Origin of the sequence: Domibacillus sp. DTU_2020_1001157_1_SI_ALB_TIR_016 (assembly GCF_032341995.1) — a bacterium.
Lineage (GTDB): Bacteria > Bacillota > Bacilli > Bacillales > Domibacillaceae > Domibacillus > Domibacillus indicus_A.
The window spans coordinates 1,313,932-1,332,145 of the sequence record NZ_CP135438.1 but is presented as its reverse complement, the minus strand read 5'-3'; the positions used below and the strand labels follow the sequence as shown (position 1 = coordinate 1,332,145).

Sequence of the window (18,214 nt, the reverse complement as noted above, 5' to 3'; positions counted from 1 at the left end):
AACCTTATGTAAGCGTTAACAATATTGATTATAGGCTGTTTATGCGCCTTGTTTTTCTATAATTTTTTAAGATTATCTGTACTTTTTTATTTTTAAGAGTAGAAAGCAAAAAAGACAAAACTGCTTACCAATCTAAGATTGGTAAGCAGTTTTGTCTATGGTTTTACATATTTATCGCATTACAGGCCAGAAGACTCCTTCAAATTGCTTCGCAATTAGTGGGAGATGAATGGCCGCTTTTTTTGTGTTTGTTACTTAGTGGTTGAAACGTATGTTTCCTTTTTGGTATACTGTATTTGTTAAATACTGGAGGTGGATCGAGATGATGCTGAATTACCGCTTCGAAATTTTTCCGACTGAAGAACAAAAAAGCACGCTTCACTCATGGGTCAATCTCTGCCGCCATCAGTATAATTCTGCTCTTCTCGACAAACAAAGAGCCTATCAAAATAACAAGAAAAACCTGACTAAATCTGATCTCAGTGCCCTGTTAACCCTATCCAAGAAACAACATCCATACCTTAAAAAAGTGCCTTCTCAGCCCCTTCAGGAAACACTGGACAGGCTGGGAAAAGCGTTTGATCAATTCTTAAAAAAAGAAGCACGCTACCCTAAGATGAAAAAGCATAAAGACTACCACTCGATTACATTTACACAGTTTGGCATGGGCAAACAAAAAGGCAAAAAAGGCAAGATGCATACCGTCCGGCGGGCTGTTTCCTTCGGAAAAGGGGGAAAGCTCCTCATTTCTAAGCTGGGCTTAGTGGATATCTGCCTCCATCGGAAACTGGATGGAAAAGTCAAACAGGTGATCATTAAGCGCCAGAATGAGCGCTGGTTTGCTATTTTCTGTGTCGAAAGACAGGCAGACCCGCCGCAGGCTGTCCATCAAGGCTCTAAAACAGCCGGTATTGATGTCGGCATCAAGAAATTTGCCGTTCTGTCGAACGGCGAAGAGATTCTAAACCCAGGCTTTCTCCGTAAAGAGGAGAAAAAACTCATTCGTGCCCAGAAGAAACTTTCGAGAAAGAAAAAGGGCTTCTCAAACTGGCAAAAACAAGCGGCCAGGCTGCAGAAGCTTCATGCCAAGGTGGCGAACCAACGGAAGGATTTCCTGCATAAAACAGCGTTCCGCCTTGCAAACACCTATAGCGTCATTTGTGTGGAGGATCTGAATATCCGCAATCTCGTAAAAAACCGGAAACTGTCCAAATCGATTCATGATGCAGGGTGGGGAATGTTCCGCCAGTTTCTGGCATATAAATGTGAGCGCAATGGCGGCCAGCTGGTTAAAGTGAAGCCGCATTTCACCACCCAGGACTGTTCAGGCTGCGGAAAAAGGGTGAAAAAATCCCTTTCCGTCCGAACACATGCATGTCCGGATTGCGGTCTTGTGCTGGACCGCGACCATAATGCCGCCTTGAACATTGAAAAAGCCGGGCTGGCCCAGATAGGACTCATTCCGGCAATATAATTCCTTTACAACTGTAGGTCGAGGTCCCGCCCGAACAGTATAAAACAACGCCTGTGGAGATGATGTAAGACCCTGTTCGGAAGAACAGGGCAGACATCGATAAAGCAGGAAAATCAATGAAGTTAGAGGATGCTTTTTTATGCTTCTGACAGAGATGCTCCATCAAATTGCGCAGCAATTAGCTGGAGAGGTTCACTTACCAGGTGTTTGTTGTTTTCCTTGCTCTTTTATAAACTTGCTTACGAGGAAAATGAAACAGGCGCTGCTTTTATCCATAAATATGATACGTATTACGATTCTCTTTGGCTTTGTATAATGCTCTGTCTGCATGACGCAGTAATACTTGTGTGCTTTCGCCATGATGCGGATAAAAAGCAATGCCATTGCTTGATGTGGCCCTGATCATGTGCCCCTGAAGGTGATATGGCATCCGGAGTTCCTGCTGAATTCTTTCTGCTACTTCCGTTACTTCCTTTAAGCTGTTGATATCGGAGAGCAAAATCGTAAATTCATCTCCTCCCATGCGGGCTATCATGTCACTTTTGCGTGTTGCTTTCATCAGCCTTTGGACAAACTGTTTTAATAGTTCGTCTCCTATTTCATGGCCATATGAATCATTAACCTCTTTAAATTTATCGATATCCATGTACATAACGGCAAAACTGCGGCAGGAATGCTTCGCTGCATCAATTTCCTTATCGATAAATTCAGTGAACATTCGTCTATTGTATACACTCGTTAATGAATCGAATGATGCATAGTTTTGCAATTCCTCTTCGTCCCGCTTCCTTTGTGTGATATCCCGGGCCGCTACTATGTATTGTTGAACAAGCCCTTCTTTTCCACTGACCGGTGAAAAAATGGCTTCTACCCAGATCCATGAGCCGTCTTTTGTACACTGGCGGAACTGTACCTGGCACATGCTGTTTTCCGCTATTGAACGCTCAAACTGCTTCCTTACCTGCTCGACATCTTCTTTATAAACAGTATTAAAAAATATTTTTCCTACTAACTCATCCGGCTTAAAACCAAGTACCTTCTCGTGGGAAGGAGAAGCATAGGTAATCTGGCCATTTGAATGAAGAACTTTAATAATATCATGTGAATGTTCAGCAATGATGCGGTACCGTTCTTCGCTTTGCATTAACTCTGCCTGTACCTGCTTTAGTTTCGTAATATCTTTGTATACCCCAATTACAGCCCATACTTCTCCTGCTTTATTTTTAAGAGGATTGTAAGTCGCCAGTACATCCAGTATACTGCCGTCTTTTTTTTGTCGTTCGGTTTCTAAACTAACAATTGTTTGTCCTTTTCGGAGCTGGCTGCGTATTTGCTGAAGCTCTTCTTTTAAATGAGGCGGCGTGAAGATAATGGCTGGCCTTTCCCCTTCTGTGTCTTCCTTTGTCCAGCCAAAAAGAGAAGTAAAAGCAGGATTGATATGCAGCAGCCGTCCTTGAAGTGTAAATAAGTCAATCGCGTCCGCCGTGTTGTTCCAAACGAGCTCAAGCTGTTCTTTTACATGACGCAGCTCTCTTTCAAGCTTCTTCGTCTCAGAAATATCACAAAAACTGATAGCTCCTGCTGTTACATTTCCTTTTTGATTTTTAATAGGCAGATAGGTAATGGCTACATCAAGCAGTCTTCCATCTTTATGCCGCCGCTGCGTTTCATAATGAGAAATAGTATGTCCTTGAATCATTTGCTGAAAAAAAATCTCTGCTTCTTCTCCTTTATCCTCGGGAATAAAGCCGCACGTATGAAGAGCTGTTTCTGTTTTAAATGCCCCCTCTTCCCAACCGAACACTTTTTTGAAAGCAGGGTTTAATTCCAAAAGATCACCTTTCACCGTCCATAACGAAATTGGGTCCACCGAATGAGTAAAAAATGCTTCAAAAAAAGAATGATCCATCTCAATTTGTGTTTTCTGGATGGATGATTTGCTGATTCCTTGAATAGTGAAGATGAGGTGAGTACAAAGATTTCTTTCATTAAACAGAGGCGTCAAAACCATTTGTCTGGCCGTTCTATTTTGAGGCAGACAAACTAGCTCATTAAAGGTTATGCTGCTTCGAGAAGCTGCCGCTTCCCTGCAGTGCTTTAGGATTATGCCTTGCGAATCTTCCGGCCACATCTGGTGTAAAAGCATTCCACATACATTTGCAGGCCAATTAAAACAGTCCATTGCTGCGTCATTGATGAAAGCAAAGCGATAAAACATCTCACCCTCAACAGAGAGGAGCATCACAGCATCCGGTATATGATTAAGAAGAGAAGAAGCGATTTCTGGATGCAGGGCATCTACAGGAACTGTTTTTTCATTCATGTTCATCATTACTCCTTTGAGGAATCTTGCTCTTAGAGGAAAAGAAGCTATGATGTCTAAGACGCATAAAGCTCCTTCTAATTTCTCACCTTTATGTACAACTTGTAAAATGAATAAATTCCCAATTTACTTAAATGAATTATATCTTACTAGTAGTCTTTTTGCACTAAATCTTATAAAATATTTTCCAATTTAATCAACCTACCCAGTTCATATAAATTCCTAATAAGTTGCTCTATAGGATAGGATGCTAGTTTCCAGCCAGCTAAATGTAAGAACAGAATCACCTGATTGTATACCCATTATTTAAAAACATTCAACCCTCTCCTTTCTTTGCAGATCTACCAAACCCTTTTTATAAAATCTATTATTATTCAGAGCAGCGTGCTTTTATGACTACCTTTTTATCTTTTAAATAGAAAAAAAGATTCACTATTAAAAAGCCGCTGATCCCGAATGGATTAGCGGCTTCATTTGTATATTATAGACAGTTACTTTTTACTTATTGCAGTTTAGATTAAAAGGATAAGTCCATATAATTGAAACCGGTTTTGCCGGTATTCATTTAATATCTACATCATCCATGTTAACTACTTTTAATGAATCAGAATAGAGTCCTTTATAACATGCCTTTCAACAGACAAGATAAATACGACTCTATTAGAGAGAAGCTGGGATATATCTGATTTGATAAGGAAGTATTAAATGTTTGTTTACAAATTTCAGCCGAAACCTTAAATAGTTCACAGCACTTTATGCAGTTCAGCAAGCGGGGAGAATAGTTGATGATCCGATCAGAGACAATGTATTCAAGTAACTTTATATAGTACAAGTAAAATTATTCAACCGTTTCGTCCGGGACAAAACGGCAGCTACAAAAAAGCGGCGGGTGACCGGTACCTTAAAGCTGAATTCTTACACTCCAGATTGATCATTCAGTTGTAATAGTAAACGTAACTTTATGTGTCGGCAGATAGGATTTAGCAAAATGAATCGGAATATCGTCTTGATCAAATGCTACTTTCTCAATTTCATAAAATGAATGGTCCGGGGAACTTTTCAGTAAGGCGGCTTGTTCCATGGTTGGATTAATGACATTTAGTGTTTTTTGATTTTTCACTAAGTCAACCTTATATCTGTTTTTAATAATGCTATAAATAGAGCTTGATTCTTCCAGATGCTTATCTAAATCAGGAAATTTTTTTAATGAGTAATAACTGCTTTCTAAATGAATAGGTTCATCATCAATCAAGTGCAGTCTGTTAATTTCTAGTATCGGTTCTTCCAGCTCTACATGCAAGGAATCAATATTTACATCTGCAATCGTCACCACGGCAGTCGAAAGAATTTTCGTTTTAGGCTGTTTACCTGACTGGACCAGAAACTCTGAAAACCCACCCACTGAGACAAGCTCCCGTTTAATTTTCCCAGCAGATTTTACAAAAGTTCCGATACCGTGCTGCTTTTGAACAATCCCTTCTTCTTCGAGCTCTGCAATCGCTCTTCGTATCGTAATACGGCTAACCCCATGCAGTTCACACAATTCTGCTTCGGTCGGCAGCTGGCTTCCTATGGTGTATTGTTCATTCTCAATATTTTTTTTGATTGTTTCTTTTAATTGAACATATAGTGGTTTTGCATATCTTTTAACTTTAGTTTTCATATTACAACCTCAACTGTCAAAGAGCCTTTGGGGTTAGCTCTCTTTAATCTTCTAGACGATACAATAGTGTTATCATTCCTACTTGAAATAAGCATTTTAACAGCACGATTAGAAATCCGCATCATGAGCAACCCCTTTCAATTTAATCATAAAGACTTCCTAAATTCCTGTCCATCAATTTACACTGCCCCACTTTTTCCTTGCATAGTCCAAACTGGCCTGCACGCATTTTTCAGGATCCGCATTATATTGGTTTCCGAAGACTTCCAAGGTTAAATACCCATTATACCCTATATTCTCCAAGCTTTCTTTCAATGAACCTAAAGGAAATTCCCCTTTTCCTAAAGCAAGGTGGGAAGAATTGTTCCATTGTCCATCAACAAAATGAATATGTACCAAATCATCCGCAAATAAGGTGTTATAATCTTCAATCGTATCGCCAGCAACTATCATACATGGTATATCGATCATCACCTTTAAAAAGGGGTTTTTTATTTCCGCCAGCATTCGTTTTGCTGTTCTTGCATTGATGACTACATTTGAATAAGGATAAAAAAAGGGTTCTAACAGCAAAGTGATTCCTTTCTTTTCCGCTAATTGGGCGATCTGATAAATAGAATCTCGGGCTCTTTTCCAAGCATTTTCTTCAGGTTCGTTAAAAAAACCGTATCCAGCTGAAATCAGAAGATATGGACACTCCAGGGAATCTGTAATCGCTAAACTTTTTTCAAAGTAGCGGATGCTGCTTTTTCGTGTTTCATTGTCTGGAGCCGCTAAGTTGACCGGGTAGCTGCACTGCTCCGGTGTAAAGCATATGATTTCTAAATTTCTTGATTTAATTTTTTTAAAAAGGGACTGAACTTCTGAAGCCGTTACCTTTTCCACATGTAAGTGCGGCTCCCCTCCCCAAAGTTCAATTGCCTGCAGGTCAAGCTGAACGGTAGAGTCTAAAAAATAATCAATGGGATACCGCTGGTAGGCCAGGTTCATGTTTGCAAAATTCATTTCTCCGTTCCCTCTTCCCTTTATTTTTTTGCTCCGTATCCGAAAGCACCATAGTGCCCGCATACTTTTGAAGCAAACTCGGACGCTGTTCGAAGGGCCGCCCCCATGTCTTTTGATTGAGTATAGGACATTAAAAAGGAAGCGATGAATGAATCCCCAGCTCCCATCGTATCGACTGCTTCAACTTCAAGGGGTGATTGAGTAAAAATCATTCCGTCTTCTGAAAAAATGACCGGCTGTGCTCCTCTTGTGACGCCGACCACTTTCACGCCTAACGCATGGACTTGTTGAATCAGCTGGTGAATTTCAACAACTGTTAAATCACTGCCTGAAAAAAAAGCAAAATCTAAATAAGGAGAAACCTTTTTCACGTACTCTTCTGTCCAGTATTCCTTTGTAGAAAAATCAAAAGAAATCATTTTGCTGCTTATTTTGGGCAATTCTTCTTCAATGCCATGATTGATACTGATCGTAGCATGAACTAAATCGTACTGATCAATATAGCTTAGGTCGTCTTGATTCAGGCGAAGGGAAACCAGCGATTGAACTCTCTTGTCTTTATTTGTACCGACAAATACTCGGTCCCCTTCTTCATCCAATGTGACAACGGCTTTTCCGGTCACGCCATGTACCCGTCTGACCCGTTCAGTATTTACCTTTTCTTTTTCTAAAGAATGAAGAATATGGTCCCCTTCTTGATCCGTTCCTAAAATCCCCATGTAGCCAGCTTGTTCAGCTCCATTTTGTTTAGCAAAAACGGCTACATTTACGACACTTCCCCCGGGATAATACAGTGCCTGTTCTTGATAGTAGTCAACTACTCCATCCCCAATACCTAATATCTTCATAATAGAATCTCCTTGTCTTGTAAACTGTCCAATCTGTAAGCCGGATTATCCTTTCACACCGCCGTCTGCAAGCCCGCGAACAAAAGATTTTTGGATAAACAAAAATAAAATAATCAGCGGAAGAGAAGAAATAACCAGTCCAGCCATTAAAACACCCCAGTTTGTATAAAGTGCATCACGGAATGCCAGCAGTCCTGCTGTAATCGTTTTTTGTGCATCACTGTCAATAAACAAGTTGGCAAATAAAAATTCGTTCCATGCCCAATACGCTGTCAAAAGCATCGAAGTAACCAAAATAGGTTTGCTCAGCGGTAGATAAATTCTAAAAAACACGCCAAATATGGAGCACCCTTCTAAATAAGCCGCTTCTTCCAGCTCTTTCGGAATTTGAAGAAAGAAAGATCGAATAAGAAGCATGATCAGCGAAATTCTAAACGCAACATAAGGAATGATCAATGCCCAATGTGTATCATAAATCCCCATCAGCTGAACTAATTTATAGAGCGGGATTAAGCTTACCTGTGGAGGAAACATTAAACCAGCAGTCAAAAGCCCTAAGATGATCAGCTTTCCTTTGAATTCAAACCTTGCTAGACCGAATGCACAAAGTGCACTGAGAATAACAGTAAATAGAACAGTCATAACGGTTACGAATACACTGTTTAAAAAGAATTTTGATACACCTGTAGCCCATGCTTCTTGATAATTGGAAAACATCCATTTTGAAGGGAGCGCCCAGCTGCTGCGAAAGATCTCGTTTGTTTCTTTAAACGAATTAATGACCATCCAAAATAAAGGGTAAGCTACCGCTAAAAAGTAAAGCAGCAACAGAGCTGAAGTAATGGCAATACCTGACCAGGAAAGCCAGCTTTTTTTGCCGCTTTTCGTAAGGCTTCTGACCGTTTCTTTTTTTCCGACGACATTATATTGAACCAGTTTATTTGCCATCTTCAATCTCCTTTGCCCGTTTTAAGAATTTTGGATTGAGTGATATAAAAGATAATTGAAATCGCAAAAATAACGTTTGCAATCGTTGAAGCATAGCCCATTTCATTATCCACAAAAGCCTTATCATAAAGATAAGTGCTTAAGACTTGCGAAGAATTTCCGGGACCCCCCTGTGTTAAAACATACACATCGGCAAAAGTCAGCATAGACTGACTCAGCGTGAAAATAACGGCTACAAAAGTCATTTCCTTAACCTGTGGAACGGTTACATTGAAAAAGGTTTGAATTTTATTTGCCCCATCCATTTTTGCCGCTTCATACAACTCACCAGGAATTTTTTGCATAGCCACAATATATAACATAGCAATATATCCCGTTCCAATCCATTGGCCCATCGCAACGACCGCATAAAAAGCTGTATCACTGTTTCCAAGCCACCCTGTTGCCAATTCGCCCAGGCCAATCACTTCTAAAAACTTATTTAACAGCCCTATTTGCGGATTATAAATAAATGAAAAGAGTAGGCCGATGACCGTGATAGAAATGAGAACTGGAATAAAATACACGGTACGAAGAAGCGGAGCCACTTTTCTGAAAATCGTATCTTCTAAAACAGCGGCAATAACCAATCCTCCAAACACTTGAATGATCAGAGAAATACAGGCGTGAATTAAATTGTTTTTTAATGCAGTTTGAAAAACTGTATCCTCAAAGATTCTTGTATAGTTAGCAATCCCCAGAAACTCTCGGTTTGGTGAAAAGGAATTCCAGCTATAAAAACTGGATTGAAGATTATCGATTACAGGATAGTAAATAAACAAGCAGACAATCAGAAGACCAGGGGTCACAAACAAGTAAGGGACTGCCGGATTTGTCTTCATTTTTACCTTATACCTCCCTTTTATAATAATAAAAGTGCAGCAGCATGCCGCGGACCGCTGCACCTTTTATTTCTATTATTTTGCTGCTTCTCGGACTTCCTTGGCGGCGCTTTGTACTTCTTTCATAACTTCTTTTGGCGTTTTTTCTTCATTCAGCAATTCCTGAATACCAGACAAGTAAGGCTGGAACACTTTTCCTTCGAGAGCTGTATCAAGCCAGATTACCATCTCGTCTGATTCTTCTACCTCTTTTGTTACATCCAACATAATTGGAGAAGAGTTGTTCTCATTGACTGCTCCTTTTGTTGTACTGATTACGTCTGTTGTCTCTACCCACTTCTCTGCCATTTCTTTAGACGTTAAAAACTTTAGAAACTTAGCTGCCATTTCTGGATGTTTCGTTTCGGATGAAACCATAAATCCTTCGGGAGCTCCTGTTACCACTGCTTCTTTCCCCTTGCCGTCTTCAATCGTTGGGAAATTAAACGTTCCCCATTCAAACGGAGCATCTTTAACGTAAGGGAATTCAATCGTATGCAATGGCATAATCGCAATTTGGCCATTTACAAATAAACTTCTTTCTTCTTCGCGGCTTAATGCATTTGGATCCTCATTCATATAAGGAACTAGTTCTTGCAATTTTTTAAGCGCTTCCACATATCCTGGGTCTGTAAACTCTCCAGTAGCCCGGTTATTGTCAGCTGCTAATACTTCCGGCGCTACCATCCGCTGATTTAAACTTGTAACATACAAACCGCCATTCCATGGAGCTTTGTTTCCTAAGCCAAGAGGAGTCGTTTCAGTTTTCTTGATCACTTTTAACACTTTGATAAATTCATCCCACGTCTTAGGCGGAGTCAGATTCAGTTCTTTAAAAATGTCTTTATTGTAGGCCATCATTCGAACGTCCATCAGCACAGGTGCACCGTAAATTTTCTCTTCTGAAGTAAATGGTTTTAAAGCAGAAGGAATAATTGTCTCTTTCCATTCCCCATCTTCTTGCATGTATTTTGTAATATCCAGGGCTTTTCCGTCACGGATGAATTTGTCTCCATATTCACCTGCCCATGTAAAGAAAATATCTGGTGGTGTATCACTGCTTAATTGAACGTTAATTTTTTGTTTGTAGTCCTCGTTCAGAACACTTATTACATTAAAATTAACTTCTGGATTTTCTTTTTTGAATTCTTCAATAGCAGCATCAAAGTATCCTTTAAAGGGTTCATTAGGCCACCGATGCAGCAAGGTTAATGTAATGCCATCTTCTTGCCCTGAGCCGTTTCCAGAAGAACTGCCTGCGGAGCACCCTGCCAACATACTGATTATCATCAAGATCGATACCAAACTAGCTAAAACTTTTTTCATTGACCACTCATCCCCCTTGCTCTGTTATACAAGCTGTTTAAACCGATGCTTAGTAAGCAAACTTTTTCATGTATCTTCTTCCTTCAAGCATTGGATGATTTCTGAGATCCGCCAGTTTATAAGAAAACTTCCATAGAACCTCAAAGAAAACTAGCGGCGTTACATATGCCCGCATCTCTTCATCGATTCCTAAAAAATCAATCTCATTGGCGTCTAAAACCATCAGTTTGCCGCCGTATTTTGATAAAAAGTCATGAGCTCTGTCTTCTATAGGTCTTGTTTCGTCAATCCCCTTTAAGAGAATAAATGGTACACTTTCATCTAACACTTCAAATGGCCCATGGAAAAATTCACCGGCATGAATTGCTTGGGAATGGATCCACTGCATCTCCATCAGTACACAAATAGCATAAGAGTAGGCTGATCCATAACTTAAGCCGCTTGAGATGGTATAAATCACTTTTTCATCTTTGAATGCATGGGCAAAATCAGTTCCCATTTCGTCGTATTGCTCTTGGGCTTTATCAATCACCGTTTGAAGGTTCATTAAACTTTCAACGGTTTTAGACACCCGGTCTACACCATCAAAGAGCTTTACAAGACCTGCATCTAACTGGTACATCACAGAATAATTACTCTTTACTGCATCAATAGGAATGCCAGTCGTATAGGATGCTTCGTATTCAAGAATATAATCAACCTCTTTGGCAAGTGGAGAAAATTTATCGACTGTCATTCCTACCGTAATTGCCCCTTTACTCTTAGCAAAAGCAGCTGCTCTTACTGTTTCCTTCGTTGTACCGGTTTGCGAGCATAAAACCACTAAAGAATGTTCCGATAAAGCAACAGGATTGCGGTAAACAAATTCATCAGAATTATAGCAATTGGCTCTCAAAGCTCTAGAATAACGATCAAGGTAGTATTTATTCGCATACATCACAGCAAGCGATCCACCGCATGCTACAAAAAACACATCAGTAATATTACGGTTTTCCAATCCATTTAATATGGTTTTTACGTTTTCATTTAAATTCGGTACGTTAATTGGCATTGATCTATTCCCCCTAGAGTAAGTGATATTTTTAGGACATCATACGACGTCATATATTAGGTTAAAAAAATAAGACAATTTGTATACATCATATGACGTCATAAATTTGAATATAAATAAAGGAACTTTATTATACGGCAAGAAACTCCTCTATTAAACTTTTTCAAGCACCCCCTACAAAACGATAATCCAAATCTTTAAATCCGTAACTTCTCCTTTATAGTAAAAGAGAATGATTAATTTGTCTACTATTTATTTAAATTTTCTAAAAATTATTTATTATATAATCTCACTGTGTTCTCTCTGCCTGAATTGAGTATTATTTTGCTTTATTTCTAACTGAAGAAGAAACTACTATAAGTCAGCTGGCTGCCTGTACATAGTCCGAAACGCTGTCTTTTCATTAAGTGTCTCTCTCCTTTCACTTTTAAATTGATTCTGCCAGTAAGTTAGGTGTATGAGCTGTTTTTAAATCTATACACTCCTCACTACTAGAATCGAAAAAATACACTTTTTTCATATCAAGCACTAACGGCATAATTTCACCAGCCTTTACTGCTATGTCTGCACCTAATCTTGCAACAAAGTTGGTTCCTCCTATAGATGAGTATACAAGTGTTTCTGCACCCAGTAATTCTGCCACTTCAATTTTTACATCGACAACGGAGCCAGCGGGAGATTTATCGGGGTTGGTATAGATGCTTTCTGGCCGTATACCGAGTATGATGTCGTTATTAGCGTAGCCTAGTGCTTTTAAGCGTTTTGACTTCTCATCAGGCAGCTTAATTTGAACATTACCCACCACAAAAAAGTCTTTCTCAAGTTTTCCTTTAAAGAAGTTCATGGCAGGCGATCCAATGAATCCTGCAACAAAAACATTGTTTGGACGATTATAGACTTCTTTCGGTGTTCCAACCTGCTGAATAACCCCGTCCTTCATTACAACTAAACGGGTTGCCATTGTCATTGCTTCTGTTTGGTCGTGAGTGACATAAATTGTGGTTGTCTGCAATTTTTGATGAAGCTTAGAAATTTCAGACCGCATCTGAACCCGAAGTTTAGCATCCAGGTTTGATAACGGCTCATCCATCAAAAACACTTTTGCATCTCGAACGATTGCGCGTCCAAGCGCCACACGCTGTCTTTGACCTCCAGATAGAGCTTTAGGCTTTCGATCCAAATACGGTTCAAGACCAAGAATGCGTGCAGCTTCCTCCACACGCCGTTTGATTTCTGCTTTCGGTGTTTTACGAAGCTTAAGACCAAATGACATGTTATCGTAAATTGTCATATGCGGATATAGTGCATAATTTTGAAATACCATAGCAATATCGCGATCTTTTGGCGCCACATCATTTACTCTTTTGTTATCCATAAAAAAATCACCTTTTGAAATGTCTTCGAGTCCAGCAATCATACGCAGTGTTGTAGATTTTCCACAGCCTGAGGGCCCTACAAAAACAATAAATTCCTTATCTTTTATGCTTAAGTTAAAATCTTGTACTGCTGTAACGTCTCCATCATACACTTTATAAATGTGATTTAGTTTAAGTTCTGCCAAAGTATTACCTCCTCAATCTTGATGAGTTTCAGTTTATTAAATTTTCAGAAAATATGTTATGTAACAAAGTGACGAAATTTCGGTTTTATTTTTTGTGCACGTTGCCAGTTTTTGGTTGATATAACCAAAAAGAGAATCTGCTTTTGTTACATATGCTCCTGAAGATCATTATGCAATAAAAATGGTATTGTAATAAGCCAATTCAAGTTTCTTTCAGTTAGTTCCTTTCTGACTTTCTCGTTTTAAAATTATTTTTAAGAATCCTGTCAGAAAATCTAACCCTTTCTTTCCTCTTTCCACCTGAAATTCTTATAATAAAAAGAAATATAAAAGGGGTGAGGGCTGTGAGAGTACACATTATCGAACATATGGATTTGCTTGGACTAGGATCAATACATCAATGGCTTGAAGAAACCGATCAGCTGGTTACATCTACACGGCTGCATAAAGGAGAACACCTCCCCGACCCTTCTGAATTTGATTTAGTCATTTTGCTCGGCGGCATCATGTCTGTCTATGAAGAAAACAAGTATCCATGGCTTAAAACAGAAAAACAATGGCTGAAAAACGTCATTGACAGCGGGAAACATGTGCTTGGCATTTGTCTGGGAGCCCAGCTTATCGCCTCAACACTTGGCGCAGAAGTACGGCAGCACACATATAGTGAAGCAGGCTGGTGGCCGGTCGCTTTTCATCCACACGCCCGGAAGCATCCGTTTTTGAGAGATGTTGTGATCCCTGAGTTTTTCTTTCAATTTCATCAAGATACATTTGAACTACCGGACAAAGCGGTTCTCTTAGCTGGCAGCATGGCATGCACAAGGCAGATGTTTTCTGTAAACAACCGGGTGCTTGGTCTTCAATTTCATCCAGAATTCACGCCTGAAAGCGTACAATATATTGCAAAACATCTGCATCCTTCTTTGAAAGAAGGCCCATTTATTCAATCCCCTCAAGCTATGCTGTCTTCCTGGCAAAACTGCCGGGCTTCCCAAAAGTTTTTGTTTTCCATGCTGCGCAATATCGAAGCAAGTGTGCAAAGCGAAGCTTTATCTCTTTCTTCTTAATTCAAAAAAAGCCTCCTGTCACTGGCAGGAGGCTTTTTCAACTTAAATTTTATATTCTGCGACCTGCTTCGACTTAACATCCATTTTTGAAAGGTAGGCTAATAGGATGAAAGCAAAGAGTAAAAAGCCCATAATCATGGTGACAATTCCTCTCCATCCAAAAGAGGTCCAAAACATGCCGCCAGCCGTGCCTCCTATACTTGATCCAGTGTAGTACAGAAACAAATATAGTGAAGAAGCCTGTGCTTTATTTCTTAAAGCACGCTGCCCCACCCAGCTGCTTGCAATGGAATGACCGCCAAAAAAGCCAAACGTGAATAGTCCTAAGCCGAATATTTTACTAAGCAAATGAGGATCTAACGTTAAAAGGACACCACAGGATGCCAGGAACAGATTCAATAGCAGGATCATTTGCCTGCCATGACGGTCTGCCAGCTTTCCATTCCATATAGAGCTAAACATGCCAATGGTTAAAATGATAAATATCCAGCTTACAAGAGATGGATTTAATGAGTAAGGCTGGTCAGTTAAAAGATACCCTATGTAATTAAATAGGGCTGCATTACTTCCCAAAAGCAAAAAACCTAATCCAAATAAACAAATCAGCCCTGGATCCTTTAAATGGTACGCTAATGATTTTCCCAGCTGTCCAATTTGCAGTGGACTGGACCTGAAATGTCGTGATGGCGGAAGACTCTTCCAAAAAATCAGGGTAGCAGCCAGGCTGATGACCCCTATTCCTCCTATAGCGATATGCCATCCAAGGTGGTGGCTCAGCAAGCCCGAGAATACCCGTCCAAATACAGCTCCAATCGCATTGCCGCTAATATATAAACCCATTGCCGACCCGAGGCTGCCAGGCTTTATCTCTTCTCCAAGATAGGCCATCGCTACTGAAGGCAGACCCGCCAAAGCAACACCTGTAACGGTTCGAAGTACTAGTAAGAAAGGGTACGTAGGACTGAAGGCAGTCAATAAACAAAGGATTGAAGCTGTCAGCATGGAATAAACCATAACCGGCTTGCGTCCCCAGACTTCTGATAAGGAACCAAAGACCAGCATACTTACCGCCAGCGCTATCGTTGTAATGGAAAGCGACAGGCTTGCACCTGTGGGAGAAACTGCAAATTCTTTTGTGAATTCAGGCATTAAAGGCTGTGTGCAGTAAAGAATCGCAAACGTATTAAAACCAGCTGCAAAAAAAGCAAAACTGGTTTTGCGAAAAACCGGGGTTCCCTCCCCTATATAACTCATAGCATCAGCTCGTTCATGTTTATACTTCTTCTATCTTTCATATTAAATCATGCCTCTTTTTTCGGTAGTAAAAGAATAGATTGAAACAGGCCTGTTCCCTTTTTTGTGCAAAAACGTCCTCGAGTGTGTTTTCGCTTCCTATGGTATCACCGATCATTTATAATGTATAATTGATTATAATCATTTTTTTAATACATTTATGTAATAAGACAGCAATAGTAAAAGAGGTGTTACCCAATGGAATGGCAGCAATTCGAATATTTTCAAACACTTGCCCGTATGCAGCATGTAACACGGGCGTCAGAGGCTCTTTCCATTTCCCAGCCTGCTCTCAGCCGGTCCATTGCCCGGTTTGAAGAGGAGATCGGGGTTCCTTTGTTTGAACGTCAAGGACGCTCAATCAAGTTAAACTCATATGGCCGTTTGTTTTTAAAGCGGGTAGACCGGATTATGGCAGAATTTCAAGAAGGAAAACAAGAAATTCAGGATTTGCTTGAGCCTGATCAAGGCCAGGTATCGCTCGGTTTTCTTCATACTTTAAGTACCAATCTCATTCCGGATTTTATCGCTTCCTTTCGTACCCATTATCCTAAAATTGACTTTCAGCTTACACAGGGCTCTTCTCACACCCTTCTTCGGCAATTACAATCAGGAGAATTGGATCTTTGTTTAATAGCTCCAGCGGAAGTTAAATCTCCTGTTCAGTGGAGACAGCTCTGGAGTGAAGAACTTTTTGTAATTGTGCCAAAAAACCATACGTTAGCGGGGCATAAAAGCATTACATTAAACGAAATTGCAGATGAATCCTTTATTATGCTGAAACAAGGATACTCTCTTCGGATTGCGATTGAACAATTATGCAAAGAAGCAGGCATTACGCCCAGGATTACTTTTGAAGGAGAAGAAGCGGACACGGTAGCGGGGCTTGTCGCCGCAGGACTGGGTGTTTCGATTCTGCCTGATTTAAAAGGAACCGATCAAAGCCAAATCGCGCAAATACCCGTATCACAGCCGCGCTGTGAGCGGAACATTGGCATTGCCTGGGTGGAAGGAAGATATTTATCACCTGCAGCGCTTCAATTTAAACAATTCATCTTCAATCACTTTTCATAACTAGAAGAGAAATGCTGTAAACATAGGTATAAAAACAGCTTAGATCCCGTTGTTTCATCGCCTTTTTAATATAATAAAAGCATCCACTCCAGCCCTTTTAATGTGCAAAGTGGATGCTGCTTAAATCTGATCATTATTTATTTTCACAGTGAGCTCCTTTTCATTGGCTGTATACTCCACTTCTCTGTTTAAAATTGATTTTTCAATATAAAGGAAAATAGATACAGCTATGAATATTGCATTCTCAACTGACAAAGCTGCTTTGACAAATGCTCAAACCAGCCTTGGTCCTTTGTTAAAAGTGCCAGGTCAATCAGCTGTTCAATTGCCGCTTCAACTGGTGTCTGCTCGGGAACTTTTTGAAGCGATTTGGACAAAACATGAATCATTCTTCCACGTAATTCTTCATTGGCTGAATCGACAATATATACTTTTGTGATATCTGCAGGTTTTCCTACCTTTACCACATAACCGTAAATTCTTTGTTTGTCCCACGTTTCTCCTTCCACCCATTGACCGACTTGAAATCGTAATTTATTTTTCATTTTCTTACCCCTCTGTTTTATTTTCTTATTATTACTTCTGAAAAATTCATATTTATTCATCCATAATGAATCAAGGAGCACTTAATCAACTTTTTTTATTATGATCTACTTTTTATACAGATTTTAATCATTGATTTATATAAAAGACAGCATGGCTGTATCCACGCTGTCTTCTGTCTATTTCTTTGATTTATTCATTGCCAAAAACTGATACTTTATTCTGGCGCCAATTGTAACTGCTCCATCCTCAATAAGAATATTATTCACTATAAGGCTGTTCCAGTTTGTCCAACCTTGTACAGTCTTATGTACTTAATATTCTTTTTCACCTCTCCGGGCACATACATACATATTCGATTTGTGTGCATCCCTGCCCTGCAAAAACATAGATAGATTGTTCAATTCTACTTTTTTCACAAAGATGTCAGCAGCTTTAGGGGATTCTGCCACCCCAGCAGCAAGGCCGCTTGTTGTCTGAAATCCGCTTAAAGTAAATGTCACGACAAGTACATATAGCATAATTAAAACTGAAAGTTTACGGCTTTTTCTTTTCATTCCTTTTTCACACCTTTCATTAGTATCTCTCAAAGCGACAATTCTCTCAAGTAATCGCTTGCAAGAAAATGTGCTCATCTTCTAAAAAATGCGAAAAGACATCCACTTTAGCGGTTTTACCGCATAAATTGGATGCTTCTAAAGCTTAATGAACTTTTATCTTCTCCACTATTTTCACTTCATATTTTGCCGGGGTGATTTCCCCTGCCAGCTCTTTTTCGGTCACTATATCTTTTACTGTTGTTTCAAGCGTTATTTGATGTTCTGCTTCTGTAAAATTTATCATGAAAATAAAGTCTTTTTCTTCAGACTGGCGAACCTGTAGCGATACGCCTTTGCCATTCTGAACAGTAAAAGCAGGCACAAGAGACAGTTCACTAATCAATGGTTGATAAAAATCTCTATGGAAATCATCATGTAAGCGGGCGCTAATGTAGAGCAAAATGAACAGCCAGTGACTGTTCATCTTTAAAAAACATTCAAAATCATATACACTTTTTATTAATCATCTCATACTTTCACCATATGATATAGCTGGAAAATAGAATAAACATAAAAAAG

Annotated in this window: 16 protein-coding genes; 3 read left to right on the top strand and 13 right to left on the bottom strand. The window is 39.6% G+C overall.

The window, feature by feature from the left end:
• Window positions 1-322: 322 nt before the first annotated feature.
• Entirely contained in the window at window positions 323-1,474 is a 1,152-nt protein-coding gene (locus RRU94_RS06250; protein WP_315690929.1) for an RNA-guided endonuclease InsQ/TnpB family protein, read from the top strand.
• Window positions 1,475-1,742: 268 nt separating this feature from the next.
• On the opposite strand, the gene RRU94_RS06245 is transcribed toward RRU94_RS06250, so the two are convergent.
• The 9 genes from RRU94_RS06245 to RRU94_RS06205 all read right to left on the bottom strand — a co-directional run bounded on the left by RRU94_RS06245 (window position 1,743) and on the right by RRU94_RS06205 (window position 13,119).
• A complete protein-coding gene (locus RRU94_RS06245; protein ID WP_315690928.1) occupies window positions 1,743-3,797 on the bottom strand; it encodes a PAS domain S-box protein in 2,055 nt (684 codons plus the stop codon).
• Between the two features lie 931 nt (window positions 3,798-4,728).
• Window positions 4,729-5,460, bottom strand: coding sequence for a UTRA domain-containing protein (locus RRU94_RS06240; protein WP_315690927.1), 732 nt, complete (start codon window positions 5,458-5,460; stop codon window positions 4,729-4,731).
• Window positions 5,461-5,634: 174 nt separating this feature from the next.
• Complete coding sequence (locus RRU94_RS06235; RefSeq protein ID WP_315691956.1) at window positions 5,635-6,450, bottom strand: TIM barrel protein; 816 nt, start codon at window positions 6,448-6,450, stop codon at window positions 5,635-5,637.
• Between the two features lie 35 nt (window positions 6,451-6,485).
• A complete protein-coding gene (locus RRU94_RS06230) occupies window positions 6,486-7,313 on the bottom strand; it encodes a PfkB family carbohydrate kinase (protein WP_315690926.1) in 828 nt (275 codons plus the stop codon).
• Window positions 7,314-7,358: 45 nt separating this feature from the next.
• Window positions 7,359-8,261 (bottom strand): carbohydrate ABC transporter permease, encoded by a 903-nt coding sequence (locus RRU94_RS06225; protein ID WP_251273130.1) that lies wholly within the window; start codon window positions 8,259-8,261, stop codon window positions 7,359-7,361.
• A gap of 2 nt (window positions 8,262-8,263) precedes the next feature.
• On the bottom strand, window positions 8,264-9,142 hold the full coding sequence (locus tag RRU94_RS06220; protein ID WP_251273131.1) for a carbohydrate ABC transporter permease: 879 nt from the start codon (window positions 9,140-9,142) through the stop codon (window positions 8,264-8,266).
• A 75-nt stretch (window positions 9,143-9,217) separates the two neighbouring features.
• Window positions 9,218-10,507 carry an ABC transporter substrate-binding protein gene (locus RRU94_RS06215; protein ID WP_315690925.1) on the bottom strand — a complete coding sequence of 430 codons (1,290 nt, stop codon included), beginning with the start codon at window positions 10,505-10,507 and terminating at the stop codon, window positions 9,218-9,220.
• Between the two features lie 49 nt (window positions 10,508-10,556).
• Window positions 10,557-11,558 (bottom strand): SIS domain-containing protein, encoded by a 1,002-nt coding sequence (locus RRU94_RS06210; protein WP_315690924.1) that lies wholly within the window; start codon window positions 11,556-11,558, stop codon window positions 10,557-10,559.
• 427 nt (window positions 11,559-11,985) lie between these two features.
• Entirely contained in the window at window positions 11,986-13,119 is a 1,134-nt protein-coding gene (locus RRU94_RS06205) for an ABC transporter ATP-binding protein (protein WP_315690923.1), read from the bottom strand.
• A 344-nt stretch (window positions 13,120-13,463) separates the two neighbouring features.
• Here RRU94_RS06205 and RRU94_RS06200 point away from each other — a divergent pair, with 344 nt between their 5' ends.
• On the top strand, window positions 13,464-14,186 hold the full coding sequence (locus RRU94_RS06200) for a type 1 glutamine amidotransferase (protein WP_315690922.1): 723 nt from the start codon (window positions 13,464-13,466) through the stop codon (window positions 14,184-14,186).
• 42 nt (window positions 14,187-14,228) lie between these two features.
• Here RRU94_RS06200 and RRU94_RS06195 read toward each other — a convergent pair whose 3' ends face one another.
• Complete coding sequence (locus RRU94_RS06195) at window positions 14,229-15,440, bottom strand: MFS transporter (RefSeq protein WP_315690921.1); 1,212 nt, start codon at window positions 15,438-15,440, stop codon at window positions 14,229-14,231.
• Between the two features lie 237 nt (window positions 15,441-15,677).
• Here RRU94_RS06195 and RRU94_RS06190 point away from each other — a divergent pair, with 237 nt between their 5' ends.
• The gene (locus RRU94_RS06190; RefSeq protein WP_315690920.1) at window positions 15,678-16,553 is read left to right on the top strand and encodes a LysR family transcriptional regulator; all 876 of its coding nucleotides are present in this window, start codon (window positions 15,678-15,680) and stop codon (window positions 16,551-16,553) included.
• A gap of 227 nt (window positions 16,554-16,780) precedes the next feature.
• Here RRU94_RS06190 and RRU94_RS06185 read toward each other — a convergent pair whose 3' ends face one another.
• From RRU94_RS06185 to RRU94_RS06175, 3 genes are all read right to left on the bottom strand, one after another.
• A complete protein-coding gene (locus tag RRU94_RS06185; protein ID WP_315690919.1) occupies window positions 16,781-17,098 on the bottom strand; it encodes an IDEAL domain-containing protein in 318 nt (105 codons plus the stop codon).
• Between the two features lie 312 nt (window positions 17,099-17,410).
• Window positions 17,411-17,653 (bottom strand): hypothetical protein, encoded by a 243-nt coding sequence (locus RRU94_RS06180; protein ID WP_315690918.1) that lies wholly within the window; start codon window positions 17,651-17,653, stop codon window positions 17,411-17,413.
• Window positions 17,654-17,798: 145 nt separating this feature from the next.
• Window positions 17,799-18,119, bottom strand: a complete 321-nt coding sequence (locus RRU94_RS06175; RefSeq protein WP_315690917.1) for a Beta-galactosidase C-terminal domain — start codon at window positions 18,117-18,119, stop codon at window positions 17,799-17,801.
• Window positions 18,120-18,214: the final 95 nt, after the last annotated feature.